Genomic DNA, 19,115 nt, shown 5'->3' on the forward strand with positions numbered 1-19,115 from the left:
TGGCCAGCACCTTTGCTGGCCATTTTTTGTGTAACCCAAGATAACTCAATAAGTTTTCACACTATCCAAGCATCGCTCAGCAATGAAAAAGGAGCGTAGCGACTCATACTTCTGCCCTCTTTTAATGCGATTTGTCACTAAGTTAGTGCATTTCTCCTAATAGCCAACCGAACTAAAACAAAAATCCCATTAAAATCAAATAAATAAAAATTGGCACGCGTTCTGCAATACTAATTATGCAAATGCATGGCAGCGTTTGTGCTTCTCGTTCTTTGTACCTGTTATAACAGGCACGTCCTTTGAATTGGTAATGTCGCCTCCCTCTGGGAGGCATTTTTTTATTGGCGCGAAAAACAATAGGACGTATGATCCCGCCACCTCTATCAAACTGGAATTTTTCAATTGAATCATCATCCTGTTCAAGGTGCGTCCTGGATGCTAACAGCTGGCTTGGCATTCGCCATAGTGAACAGCTTCGCCCAAATTGCTAGCATCAACTTTGGTGTCTCTTCCACCACATTCGCGTTATTCCAATACGCTATTGCCTTATTTGTCATTCTGCCCTATCTGCGTACACTTGGAATTAGACGCTCACTAAGAACCCAACACTTTGGTTGGCATGCCTTCCGTATTTTTCTCTCTGTTATCGGGATTCAGCTTTGGCTTTGGGCACTCGCTTATCCAGTTCCGATTTGGCAAGGCATTGCGCTGCTGATGACCTCTCCGTTATTTGCAACGGTTGGATCTGGCTTGTTACTCAAAGAGAAAGTAGGTACTGCACGCTGGTTAGCGACATTAACAGGGTTCGTTGGTGCTATGATCATTCTTGAGCCGTGGGCAGATTCATTTACATGGGCGACCCTGCTTCCTGTTGGCGCCGCATTTTTCTGGGCAGCGTATTCTCTGATGGTAAAGAAAATGTCGGTCAACGATCCGCCCTCAACCATGGTTGTCTATTTATTACTGCTGATAACGCCGTTTAATATCTTATTGGCAATACCGACATTTACGATGCCAAATACCTGGACGATATGGGGCGTACTTTTAGCCGCAGGCGCGCTTACAGCACTCGCTCAATGGGCTATCGTTAAAGCATATGCAGTAGCAGACGCCTCGTTTGTGCAACCATTTGATCACGCAAAACTGCCTTTGAATGTCGTTGCTGGCTGGTTGGTGTTTGGCTGGGTACCACCTGGTCGTTTATGGCTAGGCGCCGCGATTATTATTGCCTCCATTGCGTTTATTACGCACTGGGAAGCGAAAAAGACAAAGCTAGTTGAAAGAAAAGTCTAATTTCAAGGTTCTATATTTTCAGGAAAGGAAATGAGGAACACCATATGAGTCAACCAATCAAAATTACACTGTACCGCTGGGCTGGTAGTTGGGGTCCATTCAAAGTCAATATTCCTTGTGGTGAATGTACGTTAACTAAAGATATTTTGACGGATACTTTTAAAAACGAACTCGCTGATGTCCCCGTTGAACTGGAAGTAAAAGATTGGTTATCACATTGGTGGGAACCATTAAAAGCAGGGGCCTGGCATGCACCGATTCTTCTTGTCGAAGGAAAAGTGGTCAGCCAAGGAGAAGCGTTAAACCGGGGCGTGCTTGTGCAATCAGTTATCGCTGAATGGGTCAAACGCGATGAGCTAAAAGGCAACATTGTTTATGGTAAAGCCACCTGCCCTTACTGTGTCAAAGCTAAACAACTACTTGACGATGCTGGTGTTCAATACGAGTATCATGACGTGGTTAAAGACAGCGCAGCTTTGTATCGCATGATCCCCGAAGTAAAGGCCATCATTGGAGAAAAAACGCCGGTAACAGTGCCGCAGATCTGGTTGGATGGAAAGTATGTTGGAGGCGCTGACGATTTAGAAAAGTGGTTAGCAGCAAAGGGGCTAGATAAAGTGCCTAACAATGTCGTGGAGATACCAAGCCAATCCGCTTAGCGTTTGATTCAAATGCCATCCGTCTTTGAGTAGTGGTTTACCAATGTTGTTCAATATGTAGGCTGCCACTAAAAACAAGACAGATAAAAGCAAAAAGCCCTGATTCTTCAATCAGGGCTTTTTAAATTATTTCGCCAGTTTTTTCATAACACGAGCAAAAACAGAAGCTTTTTTCTTCTTCGCTTTACCGTAAAGCGCTTTGTGCATCGCGTCTTTTGCAATCATCTGGCCAATATAAGCACCACCAATTTCGTTACCCATGACCTTCTCCTGAATGTATTGACTTAACTATGTTGTAATTTTACACCACAATTAGATAAAAACAAGACTGACGTCACATTTATTTTGTAATTAACTTTCAGGTTAGTTCTGATTACTTTTTCGAAACGGGCGCCTATCGCTTAGGTTGCTGGTATGTTTTACCCGCTGCGACGTACGTATCTTTCTGTTTGATTTCAAAGAATGTTTCAAAGAACCACGCAGCAAATTTGATCAAGTGATCGCCTTCATTCATGACGTGCTCCACGTATTCTTGCTCTTCTCCGGACTCATCTTCTTGAGTGGTAATATGGTAAATACGTTTCTCGCCATCAACTTCTGCAAGACCAAACTGACCCGTTAGGGATTGTGCCGCTTGTGCAACTTCTTCTTCCTCACACGCCTTCAAGACTTCGAGTGCCTTTGGCATGCTTTCTTGCTGAGTAATTTCTTTTACCAGTGTTTCAAATTCGTTTTGTTGCATTCTTTCACCTAACGATTAGAGATCGGATAGTCAATTTGGGCAGAAAGGTATCCCCAAGCTGAGAGGAGCATCAGGCATTGCCCTCTTCCTCTCAAACTGAGTCATTCAATATACACAATGATCCTGACTTAATTTAGCAGCGCATTTTAGAAAGCTGCCTCTTTCGTTGCAAGTATATTCAGGTGGAAGTTTCTGCTTGAATCGTCCCTTCTGGTACTTTACGAAATTGGCTTAGTACGAGAACAAAGCAAGAAAGTAACGCAATAAACAAATAAAACACCCCAAGCTGGTTTTGATTCGTGACCCAAGAATCTACCAAGTATCCGCCAAACAACCCGGCTAAACACATTTGAATTGATCCAGATAGCGCAGAAACCGCTCCGGCCTGTTGCTTATGTGGCGACAGCAACAAACTAATTGATACCGGAAACGACATGCCTTGGGCAAAACTTAAACACGTAAATGCCACTAGTAATGAAAATACACTGAAGGGTGTAACCAACAATATGAAGCCAGCAATAGCAACAATCGCGAAACTCATCAGCAAGATTTGCTGAGCTTTGTAACGAGCGTTGATCAAATTAAGCACCAAGCTGCCCGTCAGCAAACCAACTGACGGTATGATCATCAAAGAACCGTAATCTGCCGCCGTTAAGCCTAACTCTTGTTGCATTAAAAATGGATACAAGGAAAGCGTTACCAGAGCCGACAAATAACTAAGCCAGTTGTAGCTCGCACTACCAATCACTTGAGTATTCGTTAACAGGCGCAAATAATTTGCACTCACCTGGCCTACTTTAAATTTTCGCTTCGGGTAAGGCAGCGTTTCTGGCAGCACCAATAAACCAAGCGTAAAAATTGCCATTAAGTAAATCAGCACAAACACAAAGACAGCATGCCAGCTCAGGTGAAAAGCAATCCAACCACCAAACAGCGGAGCAATAATTGGCATCACAGATGCCGTGACTGAAATATAAGATAGCGCTTTGGTTAATTGCATACCGTCATAACTGTCACGCAATACGGAGCGACCAAGCACCGAGGCACTGCCCGCTCCCAAACCTTGAAGTAACCGCCCCGCTTCAAGAGCAATAATGTTGTCCGAAAAGGCGATACAAATAACCGTACCAACTAGGTACACACTTTGGCCCAGAATAAATACTGGTCGACGACCAATCGCATCAGACAATGGGCCATAAAAAAGCTGAGAGATACCGAAACCAACGAGAAATAGTGTGACGAGATTCTGAATCGAATGTTGCGGCAAATTCAAGTCATGACCAATCAATGGTAAAGAAGGAAGATAAATACTAACGCCAACTTGGCCTGTGGCAATGATCATCATCGCTAATAACAATGGTGTTTTACGCAAACGTTCCTCCTACTTTGTGACAGATTGATGGCAAACAGTGTATATTTGATACTCAAAGATGATAATCAGCTAAGTTGGAAAGGAATTAATTCCCAAGGAGACACAATGGACTGGATTCAAAGCGTGAAGAGTTATATTCGTGTGGTCGAAGAAGGTAGCTTTAATGCTGCAGCGCGGAAACTCAATACCACCAGCTCAGCTATCAGTAAACGAGTTCAATGGCTAGAAGATAAAATTGGCGTTCAGCTACTTAAACGCACGACCCGCTCTATTAGCCAAACCGAAGCTGGTGCGCTGTTTTATCAACGAGCAAAAAATCAGTTGGATTCATGGCAATCAGTATTAGATGAAACTCGCTCAGTCAATCAATCACCAGCGGGGTTATTGAAAATTGGCGCGACACTGGCGGTTGGTTCTAAGTTTTTGGTGCATTACCTAGATGATTTTCTTGAGAAATATCCAGACATTACGCTTCAATTAACGACAACGCTACCGGGCCAATTGCCAGAGCTAAGCTTAGACCTGTTTATTAGCCGGGAATTAGAGCAACTTAATTCGCTAAGTTTCAAAGCCACCGCACTTTTCGAACATAAAGCCCAGTTTTACGCCGCGCCTAGTTACCTAAAAAAATATGGCACCCCACAATGCGTTGAGGATCTGACAGAGCATAATGTCCTGATTTGGGGTGAAAAGCCCTCACGAGAAATCAAAACCAATCGAGGCAAACGTATCAGCTTGTCCGGTAACTTTGCCACGACCAACCCAGAAGCGCTGTTTCATGGTGCCAAAAGAGGCATGGGTATTCTGATGACGAATAACGTCATGATCAAAGATGATCTCAAATCCGGAGCTTTAGTGCCTATCTTGCCCGATATCACAGCGGATAAAGCCACTGTATATGCCTACTATCCAAAGCTGGATTATCAGCATACCCGAACTAAGCTGTTCCTCGATTATCTCAAATCGCGATTAGAAGAGGAAAAGCGCGCCTAGCTTAGCGTTTTTATACTTGAACCTTTAAAAGGTTCAAGCATAAAAACATGAAAATAATGATTTGTTCGTTCACAAAATTTGAAAAATTCGCCTTAGTAACCGATAGTTTATTTGATGCATATCAAATAATAATTCTTCGTGTCTCACACGATATGGTAATCACAACGCTAGGTGAAATGCTCAATGGGTCAGGTACAAATCAGTTTCCACAAAATTGATGAAATATTGAAGCTAAACGGCACGGCTCAGCTAAACCGAGTCACGTTAGATATTCATCAACAATTGCAGAGCCATTGCACTTGCGTTGTAGAAGTTGCGCATCTTCAGCATTCGGCTCATACCATCTCCTTCGCTAGCAATGGAAAAATTACAGACAATCTAAGCTACCACCTTTCAGGCACCCCCTGTGAAAAAGTGGCAAAAGACATTGGCGAACATATTTTCTATCAGGACCAAGTTTACAAACGCTTTCCTGAAGATCAGATGTTTCAAGAGGATGGCATTCAAGCTTACATTGGCCTGCCATTGAAGACACAAAATGGCGAGGTTCTGGGAGTTTTATTGTCTACCTTTACCCGAAGCATCCACGCTAAGGAAGCGCAAGATATCCTCGACTTCCACCGCTTTTATGCCAATGTCATTATTCACAGCTTACGTGAAAAGTGGGTCAGTGAACGTTCAGATAAGCTTCTTAATCAGCTTAGCTATGAAGTATCGCATGATAACCTAACTGGACTGCTCAACCGTAGCTGCTTAGCTGATACCTTGGAGACATTGACGCAACAGGCCACTCGTCCATTCAGTTTGGCTTATCTAGACATCGATAACTTCAAATCGATCAATGATATCAACGGAAACTACATCGGCGACCAAATCATTAAGTTTACGGCGAACGCCATTCAACAGAGCTTGTCATCGCCAAACAACGCTTTTCGTGTCGCTGGAGATGAATTCGCCTTCATTACTTACGACGAAGATCCTGTCGCCGTGTGTCAGGAAGTACTCGACAAAATTGAAAGCGGCTACAGCGACAAATCTAACCGAATTTCTTTCACTGTTAGTATTGGTATCGCGCGCGCACCAGTACATATGTTGAACAGCGATGAGCTAATTTTGAATGCCAGTCTCGCTCTCAAAGACTGTAAAAAACATCGCGATACACGAATTCAGCATTACGACACACACCTTAGCGCCCTTTATCACCGTAGAACGCAGCTTATTGAAGCTATGCGCATTCAACTTAGCGCTGACATACATGATAGCGAAGAGTTGTATGTCGTTGTTCAGCCAATCGTAGATATCACAAGCGATCGCTGGAATTACTTTGAAATCCTAGCCCGCTGGAACAGCAATGTTTACGGAAACATCTCCCCTGCGGAGTTCATTGAAGCTGCCGAACAATCAGGCCTGATTATCGAGTTGGGTGAACGTATTATTGAACTCGCATGTATCGCGAAACAAGAGCTAGAAGCCAACTTAGGATACAAAGTCAAACTCTCTATCAATTGCTCTGCCTATGAGCTGGTCGACTCTAACCGCTATATTAACCACCTAACTAACATGGTTGAAAAGTATCGGCATGAAGCAAAAGACTTTGTTATAGAGCTCACCGAGACCGTTTTACTCTCGCAAAGTGGCCGTGAACAGATGGTACTTAACTCATTGCGGTACTTAGGTTTTAAGGTCGCGTTGGATGATTTTGGTACGGGATACTCAAGCTTGAACTATATACACAATTATCCGATTGATAGCATTAAAATCGATGCAACCTTCGTTCAAAACATGCTCTCAAATACAACCTCTGAACAAGTGGTGTTTTTGATAGCGCAATTAGCAGAACTGCTTGATGTGGATTTGATTGCCGAAGGCGTAGAAGACGATAGAGCACTACAAAAGTTAATTGAAATGGGCTGCCACTACATTCAAGGCTATTTCTACTCTCGCCCACACAGTGTTGATGAAATCGTACACCTGATAAATGAACGTGAAGTGCGGAGCGCCTAAGAGCTCTAAACAAGCGACGGTCATGGAATGTAAATCTAGTTAATGCACAAAGTAAAAGAGACCAAGCTATGCTTAGTCTCTTTTTATTTTTTGAGCGAAGTACTTTGTTACAGCACTGCTTTCTCTTTATCGCGTAATAGCTTATCCATTTCATCTCTGTTCGCGACAAAGGTTGCCATCTCTTTCTTAGGAACAGAGCTCGCCATTGGGATGTTTGCTCGCATAGCGTTAACTGGACGGCCGTATTCAATCAATTCATAGTGAAGGTGTGGCCCTGTCACTCGACCTGTTTTGCCGGAAAGACCGATACGCTGGCCTCGAGAAACCTTTTGCCCTTTCTTCACCAGAATCTTACTTAGGTGTAAGTAACGGGTTTTGTATTTGCTCCCGTGCTCAACAACCACGTAGTTACCCGCATAAGGGTGTTTACGAGTCATGATTACTGTACCGTCACCAGTAGAAACGACTGGAGTACCGGTTGGTACGGCAAAGTCAGTACCGTTGTGCGGCGCGACACGCCCCGTTACTGGATGTAAACGATTAGGATTGAAGCCAGAACTGATACGCCAACGGCTACTTACAGGATAACGCTGGAATGCGCGCTGCAAGCTCTCGCCTTTAGCATTGTAGAATTGACCATCGGTATGAAGGTAAGCTGTGATTTCACGTCCGCGATTGTAAATCTTAATCGCCTCAATTTCGTTCTTGCCCGTTGGTATACCATTGATGCTTTGCGAACGACGAACGACTTCAAATCGATCACCTGCACGAAGATCACGCCCAAAGTTGAGCTGCTCTTTGAGTAAGCTCACAACTTGACTCACTTCTGCCGACGTTAGACCTAATCGACTTGCAGAAGAAGAGAAACTGCCTTGAATAACACCAACCAATGGTTCTTGGCGCCACACGCCAGGAATCGAGATATCGGTAAAGTCATAGCTACCATCACTATTTAGTTGGTAGACCACTTTATCTGCAATAGAAAATTGCAGTTCCATTTTCTCTAACTCGCCTGTCGCATCATCACGCCAAAAGCGGAGCGTGTTGCCCGGCTTTAGTGTATCAAGTGCAAGGTAGTTCAAATCCGTTTCCATTACTTTCATTAACGAGCTGTAACCAAAACCGAGCTGGCTAAAAATAGTGCTTAGGTTGTCACCTGCTTGGATTTGATATTCGAAGTTCGGGGGAGTGACAACTTCGGCAGTTGTCGCATCAAGAATTTTTTCAACGACCTGAGATTCAGGCAGGTTCAATGCGATGGTTTTGGTTAAAGATGACTCTTTGAGAGAGTGAGAAACACCAATCGCAACTAAAACTGGCAAGGAGTATAACAGCAGCGCTCTACGACTTGTCAGATTCGGCAACCGTCTTGTAATTTCATTTGTAGACACGGGAATTACTATCTCCTTTCAAACAAGGCTCATAGCTTATGCATTCCCGTATAAGAAATCACTATGAAATTTCGAGATCTAGCGCAGAAAACACTGAATTTTTACAGAACTCAAAAAAAATTCATCACTGTTGCATATGTAAGTTATTCCCTACACGCTTTAATGTGGATGAATTTAATTGATTTGGCGTATCTGCCATTGCTTGATCGTCACCATGCGCTAAATATGAAAGCGCGATAATGGCATCACTTTCCCATGTAATTTGGGTAAATTTAACGCGGTCACCGACAAAAATACTGTCTAAAAGGACAACTCGGCTCGGCACGGGGTCAAACTTAAACAAGCCAACATAGTTAAACGAACCGCTACCTTGTGTCGTTACAATCATCGGTGCAGCAATCCATGAAACACTCTCAATCTCACGCTGACTAATAAACGCAGTTGGAACAAGTACCTGACCTTTTGTCGCACCTGCATCATAATCGCCTATCAAATAGCCGTTTTCTTTATCCCACTCATCAAGAAAAGTGACCGCTCCCTGCTCTGGTACTTGAATCGTCCATGGGTTGCGTGAAGTAATGCCCAGCGTCTCTTGCACAATAACATTGGTTTCTGCTTCCGTTTGAGGGAACTTAGCCATGATCTCTTCATCAGACAAACTAAAGCGATAAACACCCGCGATCACAACCACGACCAATAATACGATCGGAATAAGAAGAATAAGTGGTATCGGCAGGATTCTTTTGTGAGCCATGAAGACTTCCTTGTTTAAAGGTATAAATGAAAAGCGAGTATAGCATTGTATACCCAAATGATTTCATCCCTTCAAGTGTTTCAAAATTAAACTAAACTGACTGTATCCAAATGATTTTCAAGCCCAGATTTCATAACTGGCCACTGACACTGCTCTCAGTGTTCCAAATTCATTGGTGTATTGGGAAGAATAGGTAATCACGATGACAACAACCATTCATACATGCGAATGCGCCTGCGGTTTAGTTGAGCTCCGTTGTAAGGGAGAACCCATCCGTACGTCTGTCTGCCATTGTTTTGAATGCCAAAAGCGGACAGGCAGTGTGTTTGGGGTACAGGCTCGCTTTGATAAAGAGCACGTAACTTTAAACGGTGAGGTCACCTGCTATACGCGAATGGGGGATGATGGCAGCGAGGTTCAGTATGAGTTTTGCCCTTCTTGCGGCACGACAATGCGCTTATTGGTCTCTACATTTCCTGAAATCATGATCATTCCCGTCGGTCTTTTTACTGATAAAGAGTTCCACCAACCAACGGTTTCAATCTATGAACAGAGGAAACATGGATGGGTGAGTTTCGAATGTACAATGGAACACATCAGGTAGGGGAAATCCCCCTCTATGTCGTTATCATGGTCAAAGCAAAAGCTCGATAAATGAGATTTTTTTGAGAATGATCAACCGAGTTTTACTGTAAGGGGTTTCGTAACGCGGTGTGAGCGTTATAATCGGCTCCTAACATTTGGTGGGGTTTTATTGTGATTTCCAGACTTCCTCGTTGGGTGGAATATGGCGCGTTTCTACTTGCCCTTCTCGCGGGCTGCGTCAATGCCGTTGGTCTTCTCGGCTTTCAACATCAAGCGATAACACATCTTTCGGGAACCGTAACTCAGCTAGGGAACAGCTTGCTAACAGGTGTGGATAGCTCCATTCACCTGCTCTTCATCGTATTTAGCTTTTTGATCGGTGCTGCCTTTAGCGGTTTTTTTATTGAGAGCAGTGCGTTAAAACTAGGGCGAAGATATGGTGTTGCACTGTGCATAGAAGGGAGCTTGCTCCTACTCAGTTTGGGCTTTTTGGTGCAAGGGGATTTGTACGGCCAATATCTAGCGTCAGCAGCATGTGGATTACAAAACGCAATGATCACTACATTCAGCGGCGCAGTAGTCAGAACCACACATATGACTGGGATCATCACCGACCTGGGGATTATGATTGGAGAAAGCTTAAGAGGTCGCCAATTTGATCGACGTAAAGCAAAGCTATTCCTATTCATTTTCTTCGGATTCTTGCTTGGCGGTGTCGCAGGAGCCGCACTTTTCGTGGTATATGGATTATATACGCTCGTTTTCCCTGCAATATTGGCTTTCGCTACGGCTCTGATCTACTGGAGTTACCTTTACGTGCTTAGTCGCCAACAAAAAGCATAAAATCTCGAACCGATTGAGGCCGAATGCTTCAATCGGTTATAGCTCAACTATCTCACCACTGCACATCATAATAAACGTTTTATCGTGTTGTAACGCAGCTAAAAACCTTATAACAGCTAGGGCTAACAGGGCTTCCGGTAAAAAGTTAGTTAGATCAAAGTCACATTTGTTTACCGTTTTATTATTCCAGTCACAATGCGCCCCATAATTCTCTGCGCTGCCCGCGCTCCGTGCTACAATTTTCTAACACAAGCAACATATTCGTATACACTTATACGTTATTTGACCAATTACCCGACAAATCGGCTGAATAACTAGATGTATTTAATGAATAGTATTGCAATGGATGCAGTTTGCGGGTACCCTCCGCAAAACTGTGATTAAATACGGATGTTTAGTGAATATTTATGTCATGGAAATGGCAAGTATTGACTAGTAGTAACACGAGACAACTATGCATAACACCACTAATGCTACTGAAGCTCCTAAGGGCAACTTTTGGATGTTTTTCATCCCTTCCCTAATCGGTCTTCTACTCTTTATGGCTCCGATCTCATACGATGGCGGCCTAACTATCCCTGTTGCGGTTATGGCAAAAGTCATCCCGGCAGTATTAGGCGATACCTTGATCGCTATCGTCACCAGTATCATCGCTTTCATGGCAGTCGCTTCTGTTCTTTGCAAAATTTTCAAGCCTGCAGCGATTTTACGTAATGGATTTTTAAACGGTCTTTTCAATCCATCGCCACTTTGGCTTATTGTTCGCTTAATCGGTGGTGCAGCCGTATTAATGACATTCTTCCAAGTGGGTCCAAAAGCGATTTGGGAAGAAAATACAGGTGGCCTTGTTCTTACCGGTCTTCTACCAACTTTGTTTGCGGTGTTCATTTTTGCGGGCCTACTCCTTCCGCTTCTTCTGAACTTTGGTCTTCTTGAGCTGTTTGGCGCGTTACTGAGTAAAATAATGCGCCCGGTATTCAACCTGCCTGGACGTAGCGCAATTGACTGTATGGCGTCTTGGTTAGGCGACGGCAGTGTTGGTATCTTGCTAACCAGCAAACAGTACGAAAATAAGTTCTATACTCAGCGTGAAGCCGCTGTTGTCGGGACAACGTTCTCAGCAGTATCGATCACGTTTAGCTTAGTGGTTATCGCTCAGGTACAGTTAGAGCATCTGTTCCTACCTTTCTACGGCGCAATCTGTTTAGCAGGTATTGTCGCTGCGGTTATCATTCCTCGCTTACCGCCGCTAAGCCTGAAGAAAGATCGCTACATTGATGGCAGCAACCCAGATAAAGATGCTGACGCCGTACCAGAAGGCCACACCACATTCTCATGGGGTATGGATCTAGCACTTAAGCGTGCGGGTCAGGTAACATCTGTTCAGTCGGTATTTAAAGAAGGCGTACATAACGCAATCGACATGGTGTTTGGTGTACTGCCTGTGGTTATGGGTCTGGGTACCGTGGCATTAGTGATTGCAGAGTACACTCCTGTATTTGAAATTCTAGGTCAGCCATTCATTCCATACCTAGAGCTACTGCAAATTCCAGAAGCTGTCGCCGCATCACAGACTATTGTTGTTGGCTTTGCGGATATGTTTATCCCGGCAATTTTAGCGGCATCAATTGATAATGAAATGACACGTTTTGTTATTGCAGCAATGTCAGTAACTCAGCTTATCTACATGTCAGAAGTTGGCGCCCTACTACTAGGCAGCAAAATTCCAGTAAACATTGTAGAACTGTTCGTTATTTTCATTCTGCGTACGCTAATCACATTACCTGTGATTGCTGGTGTTGCTCATCTGATTTTCTAAAATCAAAGCATCAATCAACAAAGGCTCCGCATTGTCGGGGCCTTTTTTATGTCTAAAAGTCTATCTACAGCTCTATTCAGATCACTTAATTAGCAAACGCTCATAACTTACAACGAACAGCTCCAATCACGCCCCCTTTTACGACAGTTAAGTCGCTCTCATCTCACCAATAACGCCAACCTGAAACACTATGCTTTACGCAATTCTTTTCATTATGACGCTTTCATTAACAGAGCGCACAAATCTGATCAAACTCACGGTTTTTGTCGTAACTTACCGTTTTGTTTAAATTTGGTTAAAAAAGACAACAAATAGACTCATGTTTTTGACAACGATGTCGATAAAAAAGATAACCAAACACAATAGGTTTCTCTTGATGCCGAATTCGCCCGTTTAAAAAGAGGTGAAAGCATAGTGAAGCCAACCGGGAGAATCAGAGGAAAGCTCATGAAATTTAGACATAAGGTTGTCACAGCCTCGTCATTTTTGCTGCTAATTACCGTGTCACTACTGTCGACGCAACAAGTTATGACGATCCGCTCCCAAACGCAGGAGCACATTGACTCGAGTGTGAACGAGATATTGACCAGTGTTGGCAATACCGTGCAATCAGAAATGAATGCTAAAAAGGATCTCGCTCGTTCTATTACTGAAGTTATCGAACTTAATCCAAGTTCACACAACTACGTTCAGAACATTCTTGAGCGACCAACACCAAAAGCCAGCTTTCTTGCGATTGGCTTTGGTTATGAAAGCAATGGCTTCGTGATTGAAAATGACGACGGCTGGGAAGCAGGACCAGACTACGATCCGCGTCAACGTCCTTGGTTCATCGCAGCTAAAAACAAAGGCGATTTGGTCGTAACAGACCCATACGTCGATGCGTCTTCAAAAAACGTCATCATCTCTGTTGGCACACCAGTAAAAGAAAACGGCCAGTTCTTAGCTGGTATGTTTTATGACCTCGAGCTCACTACCCTTTCAGACCTCGTCAACCAAGTGAATCTGTTTGACGCTGGTTACTTATTTTTGGTCACCGCTGATGGAACAACCATTGCTCACCCTCAAAGCAAATACAACGGTGAAAAAGTTGGTAGCTACCTACCACAGGTCGATCTTACACAATCAACGCAACACATTGAGATCGATGGCGATCGTTATATGATTAAATTGACTCACATCCCGGGCGAGAACTGGTACGTGGGTTCAGTTATTGATGAAGCTATCGCCTACTCTGCCGTAGGAGAGCTTCGTAACAGCGCTATTATTTATTCAATCATTGCTGTGATTGCTTCTGTTATTGCACTGACTCTGCTCATTCGCACACTCATGCGTCCGCTAGACACTTTAAACAACGCGATTAAAGATGTTGCGTCAGGGAAAGGCGATCTTACACAGCGCCTTGAAACTGATACTGACCAAGAATTCTCAGAGCTTGCTACAAACTTCAATACGTTCATGGAAAACTTGCAACAGCAAATTATTGAGTCGAAGAGTATTTCTGATCAAATTTTGAATGGCACTCAAATCACCGCTGAGGGTGCAAAAGATTCGGCTGGTGCTATTCAAACTCAGCTACAAGAGCTAGAACAATTAGCCACCGCGATGCACGAGATGTCTGTTACCGCGACTGAAGTTGCCAATAATGCGCAAGGCGCAGCAAGTGCAGCCAAAGAAGCTGATCAAGCAACGGTTGAGGGCTCTTCTGTGGTCGGTGAATCGACACAAACGATCAACATGCTTTCCGATAGCATTGACCTTGCTGTCGAAGAAGTGCAAGTGCTTGAATCTGCGACAGCTAACATCGAAACGATTCTAAAAGTCATCAACGATATTGCGGACCAAACAAACTTACTCGCGTTGAATGCCGCAATCGAGGCTGCACGTGCGGGAGAATCTGGCCGAGGCTTCGCCGTCGTTGCTGATGAAGTTCGTACACTGGCGCAACGAACCCAAGAATCAACAACAGAAATTCGTACTATGATTGAGCAGCTGCAATCTGGCGCATCATCTGTGGCAAATGCTATGCATCAAAGCAAGGGTAGCGCTGTAGAAGCCGTAGAAAAAGCAGACTTGGCAAACAACGCGCTACAACGTATTCGTGATGCGATTCAGCGTATTTCTGATATGAACTTACAAATCGCCTCAGCGGCGGAAGAACAAAGCTTAGTTGCGGAAGAGATCAACAACAATACGGTGAATATTAAAGACCTATCGACTCAAGTCGCCGAATCTGCAAATCGAACTAACGATGCTATGCAGGCACAGCAAGAAGATGTACATAAACAAGATCAAATATTAAACCGATTTACAGTCTAGTCTTCACCTAAAAAAACAGCGAGCAAATGCTCGCTGTTTTTGTTTTTAGACCTCTATCGCAGTGGCATCTAGACTTAGAACGCCTAGTTTTTAGTGTTGTTGCCACTCGGCTCAAAACTCTTATCACGCTTGCTATGCTGCCTTTCCCACTCTAGTTGAATTCAACATGGATATAGCGGTCATTGGAGCGACGATAGAAACGATCATCCACTTTTAAATAGGTGAAATCTCCAATCTTTATGTAGGTACTATTACGAGGAATTCGGTCGTGGTAGTAGTAACTGCGTCTTGGTCGTCGAGACTCCACATAAATAACGTCACGATGTTTATGCTTATGTTTATGTTTATGCTTGTGCTTGCGTTTATGATGATGGTGATGCTCATGATGGTGATCATATCGATGACCATGCCTATGTTTCGGGTCAGCCATCACTTCTGTACTAAACACACCTAAAGACAATATAACGCCAACCATGGCAAAAGATAATTGCTTTGACACAACAGAGCCTCTTATTAATATCAATAGCAACATAATAGGTAGGTGAATCACTGCACATGTCAGCCTTTCGCCAAGGAGTTTTACTACAAGGTCAAAGCTTATCGTGATTATCAGAGAAAGGTTAAGCATCACAAATGCTGATGACTTTGAGTGGCCTCGATTCGGCTATGAATACAAAAAAACCGCCCGTTATACAACGAGCGGCTCAGTTTTTAAATCAGCTAGCGTGATTTTATACTGCTTGGGCAAACAGCAAGAAACAGCCGAACAGGAAGATCATGCTCATTCCCATTACGCCGCCACCAGCTTCATAAATATTGTCATCTTCTACTGGTACTCGACGCACTTTCATTGTCATTGATAATGGGACAAAGACCGCGAGAAACACAAGAATAATCCCCGCGTAGCTAAGAATAGCCAAGAAGTGTTCTGGCGCAAATACAGCACCTAGTAGTGGTAGCACAAAAGTAGTAACAAAAATCACTGGCTTACTTGCTTTCAGTAAGTCTGCATTTTGATCGTATAGCGCCATTGCCACACCTAAGAACGACGTTAGCAGTGCTAACCCAGTGAACATGGATAGGATAAACTCCAAACCTTCGTATTGCTGACCTAATACCGAGATCAACTCCGTTACATTGGAGTATTGAACAAGCTCATGAGGTGGTAGGTTACCGACAACTGCTAACAACCATAATAGGTAACAAACAAGCGGAATAGTTGAACCCACGATAATCATATTACGCAGTTGTGTTTTGCTCGCTTCTTTGTTGTAAGTTACAAGCGATGGGATCACGACCATAAAACCGAAACTGGTGAAAAGCACCGAGCTTGTCTTAATTAGCGCCATCTTATCGTCACTCACGACTTCATCAAGTCCCTCAAACGAGACGCTTGGTGCAAGCGCAAAAAGTGTCAGAATCAGCGCCACGATCATGCCTAGGAACAAACCGCGATTAAGCTTATCTACAACCCCTGTGCCTGCCGAAACAATGATACCGACTAAAAGAGTAAAACCGACTTGGCTTGCGATCGTAGATGTTGGCAGCCCAATTGAGGCTGTTACTTTTTGTACGAGATCACCCGCACCAATGATATAAGCCATCAATAGACAAACTAACAGGGCGTAAAGCAAGCTGTTGGTTACCAACTGGCCACCTTTACCTAGCGTTTCGCGAGCAATTGCATTCATGCTCGCGCCGCCGCCTACTTTGCAACTGGCCTCAAGAAGGAGCAGCGCAGCGTAAGTCGTCCCAGCCCAGATGAATAACATAAGAAGAGTGCCCCAGAGGAGGCCAAATTGAGCAAGCACCATTGGTATAGCAAGCATACCAGCGCCAAGAGCAGTACCTGCAACGATCAGGGAGCTGCCGACAAGTTTTAGGTTCACGGTTAATACCTCTAAATTCAATCCGTTTATTTCTCGCCAGTTGTGCTACATCCAAAGCACAACCAACAAAACGCTCTACTAAACCAAAATTTGGTTACAAGAACCCTATATGGCTAAGAAAACATGCAGCAAAAGGTGGTTAATTCAATTGCACATGAACACTTGAGAGTCGTTTTGGGCGATGTCATCGTTGATGAAATGCGCACAACTTTGGGTTCGAAGCAAAATTGTTCATCTTAATTCATCAACGCCATTCGTTATGAATGGATTTGGTTCGAAAAGATTGTAAGGCATAAGCAGGACGATTGAAAAGCAAAAGGTCAATCTTATAGCGATATATTTTAACAACCCTCCTCATTCACCTAAGATGTGTCGTTATTTTCATCACTAATCAGTCTTTTATCGCCTAATGAGAGTAAGAACGTGCTCAACCGCTCAATTTTGGATGGGTGTACAAATTAATTTACAGTTCAAGTAAAGGTGTTAGATTCCAGGGGCGTAGCCTAGATCGGACAATATCGCTATTATTCGCTGCGTACCGACACTGTTCGGTTCACATACCTCTAAACACTGATTTACGGTTCGAAACTATAGGTAAATGAGTGTACGAATGCTGGGTGTGGTTCCCCAGCATTTGCATCCTTTCTTTTAGGTGTTATCCAAACTGTCTAAATCTAAGCTAGCTTGCCCATTCTATTAATACGCTTTATCTAACGCTCCGATGATATAAGTTAATGCTGAAACGCCCATATCCGCGACCTGTTTCTCAGTCACACTCATATTTTCATACGCAATCTGCAACTCTACCTCACCTATCGATTCTTTATGAAGATAAAGCTCTTTGTAGTTCATCAACCTCTGTTGAGACTGTCGAGTCAGAGCGACAACATTTTCTTTAGTGACACGATGCTGCTCATTAAGCTCGCTAAATAATTGATCTAAAATGCGTTGCATTTTGCGAATTGAAGATTTTGTCTCGATTGATTTGTATGATTGATACTTTTCCATTGAGTTTATAACTGACTAAAATATGTACATTTTTATTAGATAGCTATTCTTATACTGATTGCAAAACAGGTAAATATGAGATGGTTAAACTGGTCCACTTCTTGCTTTATTTAGGTCAAAACTGTCCTTTCAGGAGAGCACATGCAGGTCGACCCTATTATTGAAGCACTGATTGCGAGAAGAAAAGCGAGTGGCCTCTCCCGTGAACAAATGGCAAACATCGCAGGGATGAGCGTGAAAACGTATCAACGGATAGAGCGTGGAGAATCCGACCTGAAACTTTCCCAATATCGCTCCATACTGCGCTCTCTGCATTTGACCGATCTCGACATCGCATTGGATATAAGAGACGTTCAACACGTAACAGCGGATGATCTAATGGCCGTTGCACGCTTGCTGTCTCCTGAAGCTCAGTCCCTACTTGTTCGTCTGTTATCGCTCGTTATTGAACAGCGGAACACAAAAAGCGGCTCATAACCTTATGACTGATTAAGAGCAATAAAATTCCCGCTCGTTCTATAATATTCTCGAATTATGGCCTTCGTTTCCTTTTTCATTGATTCATCTTTTCACGCTTTATATGACAGTCGCGTTGTTTGTTCTACGCCTCCCAAAAACGAATAAAACCCGCAGCTTGGCGGGTTTTAGGGCTGTATAAGAAAATACTTCGTTTAATGTGTTTGGGGTTTTACTTAGTAAAAATCCTTAAACTCTGGAATCCTCGCCTTACCTCTCAGCAATAAGAAATTCAAGAATCGGCTCGTCGACGTAGTGAGTATCTTCTCTTCTTCCACACCGTGTTTTTCCAGCAAAGCAATCGCCAAATCTAACTTAGAGATCTCTTCACAGAAGTGCGCATCAGATCCGGTACTGAAGTAAACGCCAATCTCTTTGCCAAGCTCGACAATGCGATCACAACGGGAATCACTACCCTTACGGCTTTTGCCTGTCAAAGATGTATTGTTAACTTCAACCGCAACATTGTGCTCTTTAGCACAGCGCAGCACCTGTTCCATATCGAATGGGTAATTTGGGTTGCCTAAGTGACCGAGAACATCCACCCTGCCCCTTTTAATCGCATTTATCAGAGCGGCAGTATGCTCAGCTTCGGTTGCGGGCTTGAATACGGGTTCATGGAAACTCGCGATCACCCAGTCAAGATGTTGGTCAGAGGAAGGTGGTAAGTCTATCTCCCCTTTCACATTCAGCGTGTTGGCTTCTACGCCGCGGAGAATACCTACATCGTGTAAAAAACGGGGCAAAATTCTTTGATTGTTGAAATGCCAGTAGTGAGGGGCTCCTGGCATCTCGGGAGCATGATCAGTGGTACAAAGAAGTTTTAGCCCCTTATTCTTGGCAGACAATGCGTTCTCTAAAATGGTGCTGTAGGCATGTCCACTGGCAATAGTATGGGTGTGGCTATCAACGACGATATCCATGGTGA

At 43.7% G+C, this 19,115-nt stretch carries 18 protein-coding genes; 9 read left to right on the forward strand and 9 right to left on the reverse strand.

Annotated features, from left to right (window positions below; translation table 11 throughout):
- Positions 1–435 precede the first annotated feature (435 nt).
- Together NDJ01_RS15790 and NDJ01_RS15795 are read left to right on the forward strand one after the other, a co-directional pair.
- The gene (locus NDJ01_RS15790) at positions 436–1,293 is read left to right on the forward strand and encodes a DMT family transporter (protein ID WP_005391192.1); all 858 of its coding nucleotides are present in this window, start codon (positions 436–438) and stop codon (positions 1,291–1,293) included.
- A gap of 44 nt (positions 1,294–1,337) precedes the next feature.
- Entirely contained in the window at positions 1,338–1,952 is a 615-nt protein-coding gene (locus tag NDJ01_RS15795; protein WP_005391194.1) for a glutaredoxin domain-containing protein, read from the forward strand.
- A 126-nt stretch (positions 1,953–2,078) separates the two neighbouring features.
- Here NDJ01_RS15795 and NDJ01_RS15800 read toward each other — a convergent pair whose 3' ends face one another.
- The 3 genes from NDJ01_RS15800 to NDJ01_RS15810 form a co-directional block, all read right to left on the reverse strand.
- The gene (locus NDJ01_RS15800; RefSeq protein WP_258586959.1) at positions 2,079–2,213 is read right to left on the reverse strand and encodes a hypothetical protein; all 135 of its coding nucleotides are present in this window, start codon (positions 2,211–2,213) and stop codon (positions 2,079–2,081) included.
- A gap of 133 nt (positions 2,214–2,346) precedes the next feature.
- Positions 2,347–2,694, reverse strand: coding sequence for a hypothetical protein (locus NDJ01_RS15805; RefSeq protein WP_005391198.1), 348 nt, complete (start codon positions 2,692–2,694; stop codon positions 2,347–2,349).
- 178 nt (positions 2,695–2,872) lie between these two features.
- On the reverse strand, positions 2,873–4,066 hold the full coding sequence (locus NDJ01_RS15810) for a multidrug effflux MFS transporter (protein WP_085344335.1): 1,194 nt from the start codon (positions 4,064–4,066) through the stop codon (positions 2,873–2,875).
- Between the two features lie 105 nt (positions 4,067–4,171).
- Here NDJ01_RS15810 and NDJ01_RS15815 point away from each other — a divergent pair, with 105 nt between their 5' ends.
- Both NDJ01_RS15815 and NDJ01_RS15820 read left to right on the forward strand, forming a co-directional pair.
- On the forward strand, positions 4,172–5,059 hold the full coding sequence (locus NDJ01_RS15815; protein ID WP_005391202.1) for a LysR family transcriptional regulator: 888 nt from the start codon (positions 4,172–4,174) through the stop codon (positions 5,057–5,059).
- A gap of 183 nt (positions 5,060–5,242) precedes the next feature.
- The gene (locus NDJ01_RS15820) at positions 5,243–7,063 is read left to right on the forward strand and encodes a bifunctional diguanylate cyclase/phosphodiesterase (RefSeq protein ID WP_258586960.1); all 1,821 of its coding nucleotides are present in this window, start codon (positions 5,243–5,245) and stop codon (positions 7,061–7,063) included.
- 107 nt (positions 7,064–7,170) lie between these two features.
- On the opposite strand, the gene NDJ01_RS15825 is transcribed toward NDJ01_RS15820, so the two are convergent.
- Both NDJ01_RS15825 and NDJ01_RS15830 read right to left on the reverse strand, forming a co-directional pair.
- Positions 7,171–8,454 (reverse strand): peptidoglycan DD-metalloendopeptidase family protein, encoded by a 1,284-nt coding sequence (locus NDJ01_RS15825; RefSeq protein WP_145472100.1) that lies wholly within the window; start codon positions 8,452–8,454, stop codon positions 7,171–7,173.
- 124 nt (positions 8,455–8,578) lie between these two features.
- On the reverse strand, positions 8,579–9,208 hold the full coding sequence (locus tag NDJ01_RS15830; RefSeq protein ID WP_150917873.1) for a hypothetical protein: 630 nt from the start codon (positions 9,206–9,208) through the stop codon (positions 8,579–8,581).
- 202 nt (positions 9,209–9,410) lie between these two features.
- On the opposite strand from NDJ01_RS15830, the gene NDJ01_RS15835 reads away from it, so the two are divergent.
- The 4 genes from NDJ01_RS15835 (at position 9,411) to NDJ01_RS15850 (ending at position 14,774) form a co-directional block, all read left to right on the forward strand.
- Positions 9,411–9,812 (forward strand): GFA family protein, encoded by a 402-nt coding sequence (locus NDJ01_RS15835; RefSeq protein ID WP_012842460.1) that lies wholly within the window; start codon positions 9,411–9,413, stop codon positions 9,810–9,812.
- A 152-nt stretch (positions 9,813–9,964) separates the two neighbouring features.
- Positions 9,965–10,636, forward strand: a complete 672-nt coding sequence (locus tag NDJ01_RS15840; protein ID WP_005391213.1) for a YoaK family protein — start codon at positions 9,965–9,967, stop codon at positions 10,634–10,636.
- Positions 10,637–11,090: 454 nt separating this feature from the next.
- Positions 11,091–12,455, forward strand: coding sequence for a YjiH family protein (locus NDJ01_RS15845; RefSeq protein WP_031780191.1), 1,365 nt, complete (start codon positions 11,091–11,093; stop codon positions 12,453–12,455).
- A 447-nt stretch (positions 12,456–12,902) separates the two neighbouring features.
- Positions 12,903–14,774 carry a methyl-accepting chemotaxis protein gene (locus NDJ01_RS15850; protein ID WP_258586961.1) on the forward strand — a complete coding sequence of 624 codons (1,872 nt, stop codon included), beginning with the start codon at positions 12,903–12,905 and terminating at the stop codon, positions 14,772–14,774.
- A gap of 151 nt (positions 14,775–14,925) precedes the next feature.
- Here NDJ01_RS15850 and NDJ01_RS15855 read toward each other — a convergent pair whose 3' ends face one another.
- The 3 genes from NDJ01_RS15855 to NDJ01_RS15865 form a co-directional block, all read right to left on the reverse strand.
- Positions 14,926–15,273, reverse strand: coding sequence for a hypothetical protein (locus tag NDJ01_RS15855; RefSeq protein WP_258586962.1), 348 nt, complete (start codon positions 15,271–15,273; stop codon positions 14,926–14,928).
- 232 nt (positions 15,274–15,505) lie between these two features.
- Positions 15,506–16,663, reverse strand: a complete 1,158-nt coding sequence (locus tag NDJ01_RS15860; RefSeq protein ID WP_006742085.1) for an amino acid permease — start codon at positions 16,661–16,663, stop codon at positions 15,506–15,508.
- Positions 16,664–17,359: 696 nt separating this feature from the next.
- A complete protein-coding gene (locus tag NDJ01_RS15865; protein ID WP_006742087.1) occupies positions 17,360–17,671 on the reverse strand; it encodes a hypothetical protein in 312 nt (103 codons plus the stop codon).
- A 141-nt stretch (positions 17,672–17,812) separates the two neighbouring features.
- Here NDJ01_RS15865 and NDJ01_RS15870 point away from each other — a divergent pair, with 141 nt between their 5' ends.
- A complete protein-coding gene (locus NDJ01_RS15870; RefSeq protein ID WP_005391220.1) occupies positions 17,813–18,148 on the forward strand; it encodes a helix-turn-helix domain-containing protein in 336 nt (111 codons plus the stop codon).
- Between the two features lie 215 nt (positions 18,149–18,363).
- Here the strand turns inward: NDJ01_RS15870 and NDJ01_RS15875 are convergent, their stop codons facing one another.
- Positions 18,364–19,110 carry a phosphatase gene (locus NDJ01_RS15875; RefSeq protein WP_258586963.1) on the reverse strand — a complete coding sequence of 249 codons (747 nt, stop codon included), beginning with the start codon at positions 19,108–19,110 and terminating at the stop codon, positions 18,364–18,366.
- Between the last annotated feature and the right edge of the window lie 5 nt (positions 19,111–19,115).

The sequence above is a fragment of the Vibrio sp. HS-50-1 genome (assembly GCF_024747315.1).
Classification (GTDB): Bacteria; Pseudomonadota; Gammaproteobacteria; order Enterobacterales; family Vibrionaceae; genus Vibrio; species Vibrio diabolicus.

Coding starts and splice junctions, on each gene's coding strand:
- NDJ01_RS15805 (WP_005391198.1), bottom strand. CDS start 2,694: ATGCAACAAAACGAATTTGAAACACTGGTAAAAGAAATTACTCAGCAA.
- NDJ01_RS15815 (WP_005391202.1), top strand. CDS start 4,172: ATGGACTGGATTCAAAGCGTGAAGAGTTATATTCGTGTGGTCGAAGAA.
- NDJ01_RS15820 (WP_258586960.1), top strand. CDS start 5,243: ATGGGTCAGGTACAAATCAGTTTCCACAAAATTGATGAAATATTGAAG.
- NDJ01_RS15795 (WP_005391194.1), top strand. CDS start 1,338: ATGAGTCAACCAATCAAAATTACACTGTACCGCTGGGCTGGTAGTTGG.
- NDJ01_RS15870 (WP_005391220.1), top strand. CDS start 17,813: ATGCAGGTCGACCCTATTATTGAAGCACTGATTGCGAGAAGAAAAGCG.
- NDJ01_RS15830 (WP_150917873.1), bottom strand. CDS start 9,208: ATGGCTCACAAAAGAATCCTGCCGATACCACTTATTCTTCTTATTCCG.
- NDJ01_RS15835 (WP_012842460.1), top strand. CDS start 9,411: ATGACAACAACCATTCATACATGCGAATGCGCCTGCGGTTTAGTTGAG.
- NDJ01_RS15800 (WP_258586959.1), bottom strand. CDS start 2,213: ATGGGTAACGAAATTGGTGGTGCTTATATTGGCCAGATGATTGCAAAA.
- NDJ01_RS15790 (WP_005391192.1), top strand. CDS start 436: ATGCTAACAGCTGGCTTGGCATTCGCCATAGTGAACAGCTTCGCCCAA.
- NDJ01_RS15845 (WP_031780191.1), top strand. CDS start 11,091: ATGCATAACACCACTAATGCTACTGAAGCTCCTAAGGGCAACTTTTGG.
- NDJ01_RS15875 (WP_258586963.1), bottom strand. CDS start 19,110: ATGGATATCGTCGTTGATAGCCACACCCATACTATTGCCAGTGGACAT.
- NDJ01_RS15865 (WP_006742087.1), bottom strand. CDS start 17,671: ATGGAAAAGTATCAATCATACAAATCAATCGAGACAAAATCTTCAATT.
- NDJ01_RS15850 (WP_258586961.1), top strand. CDS start 12,903: ATGAAATTTAGACATAAGGTTGTCACAGCCTCGTCATTTTTGCTGCTA.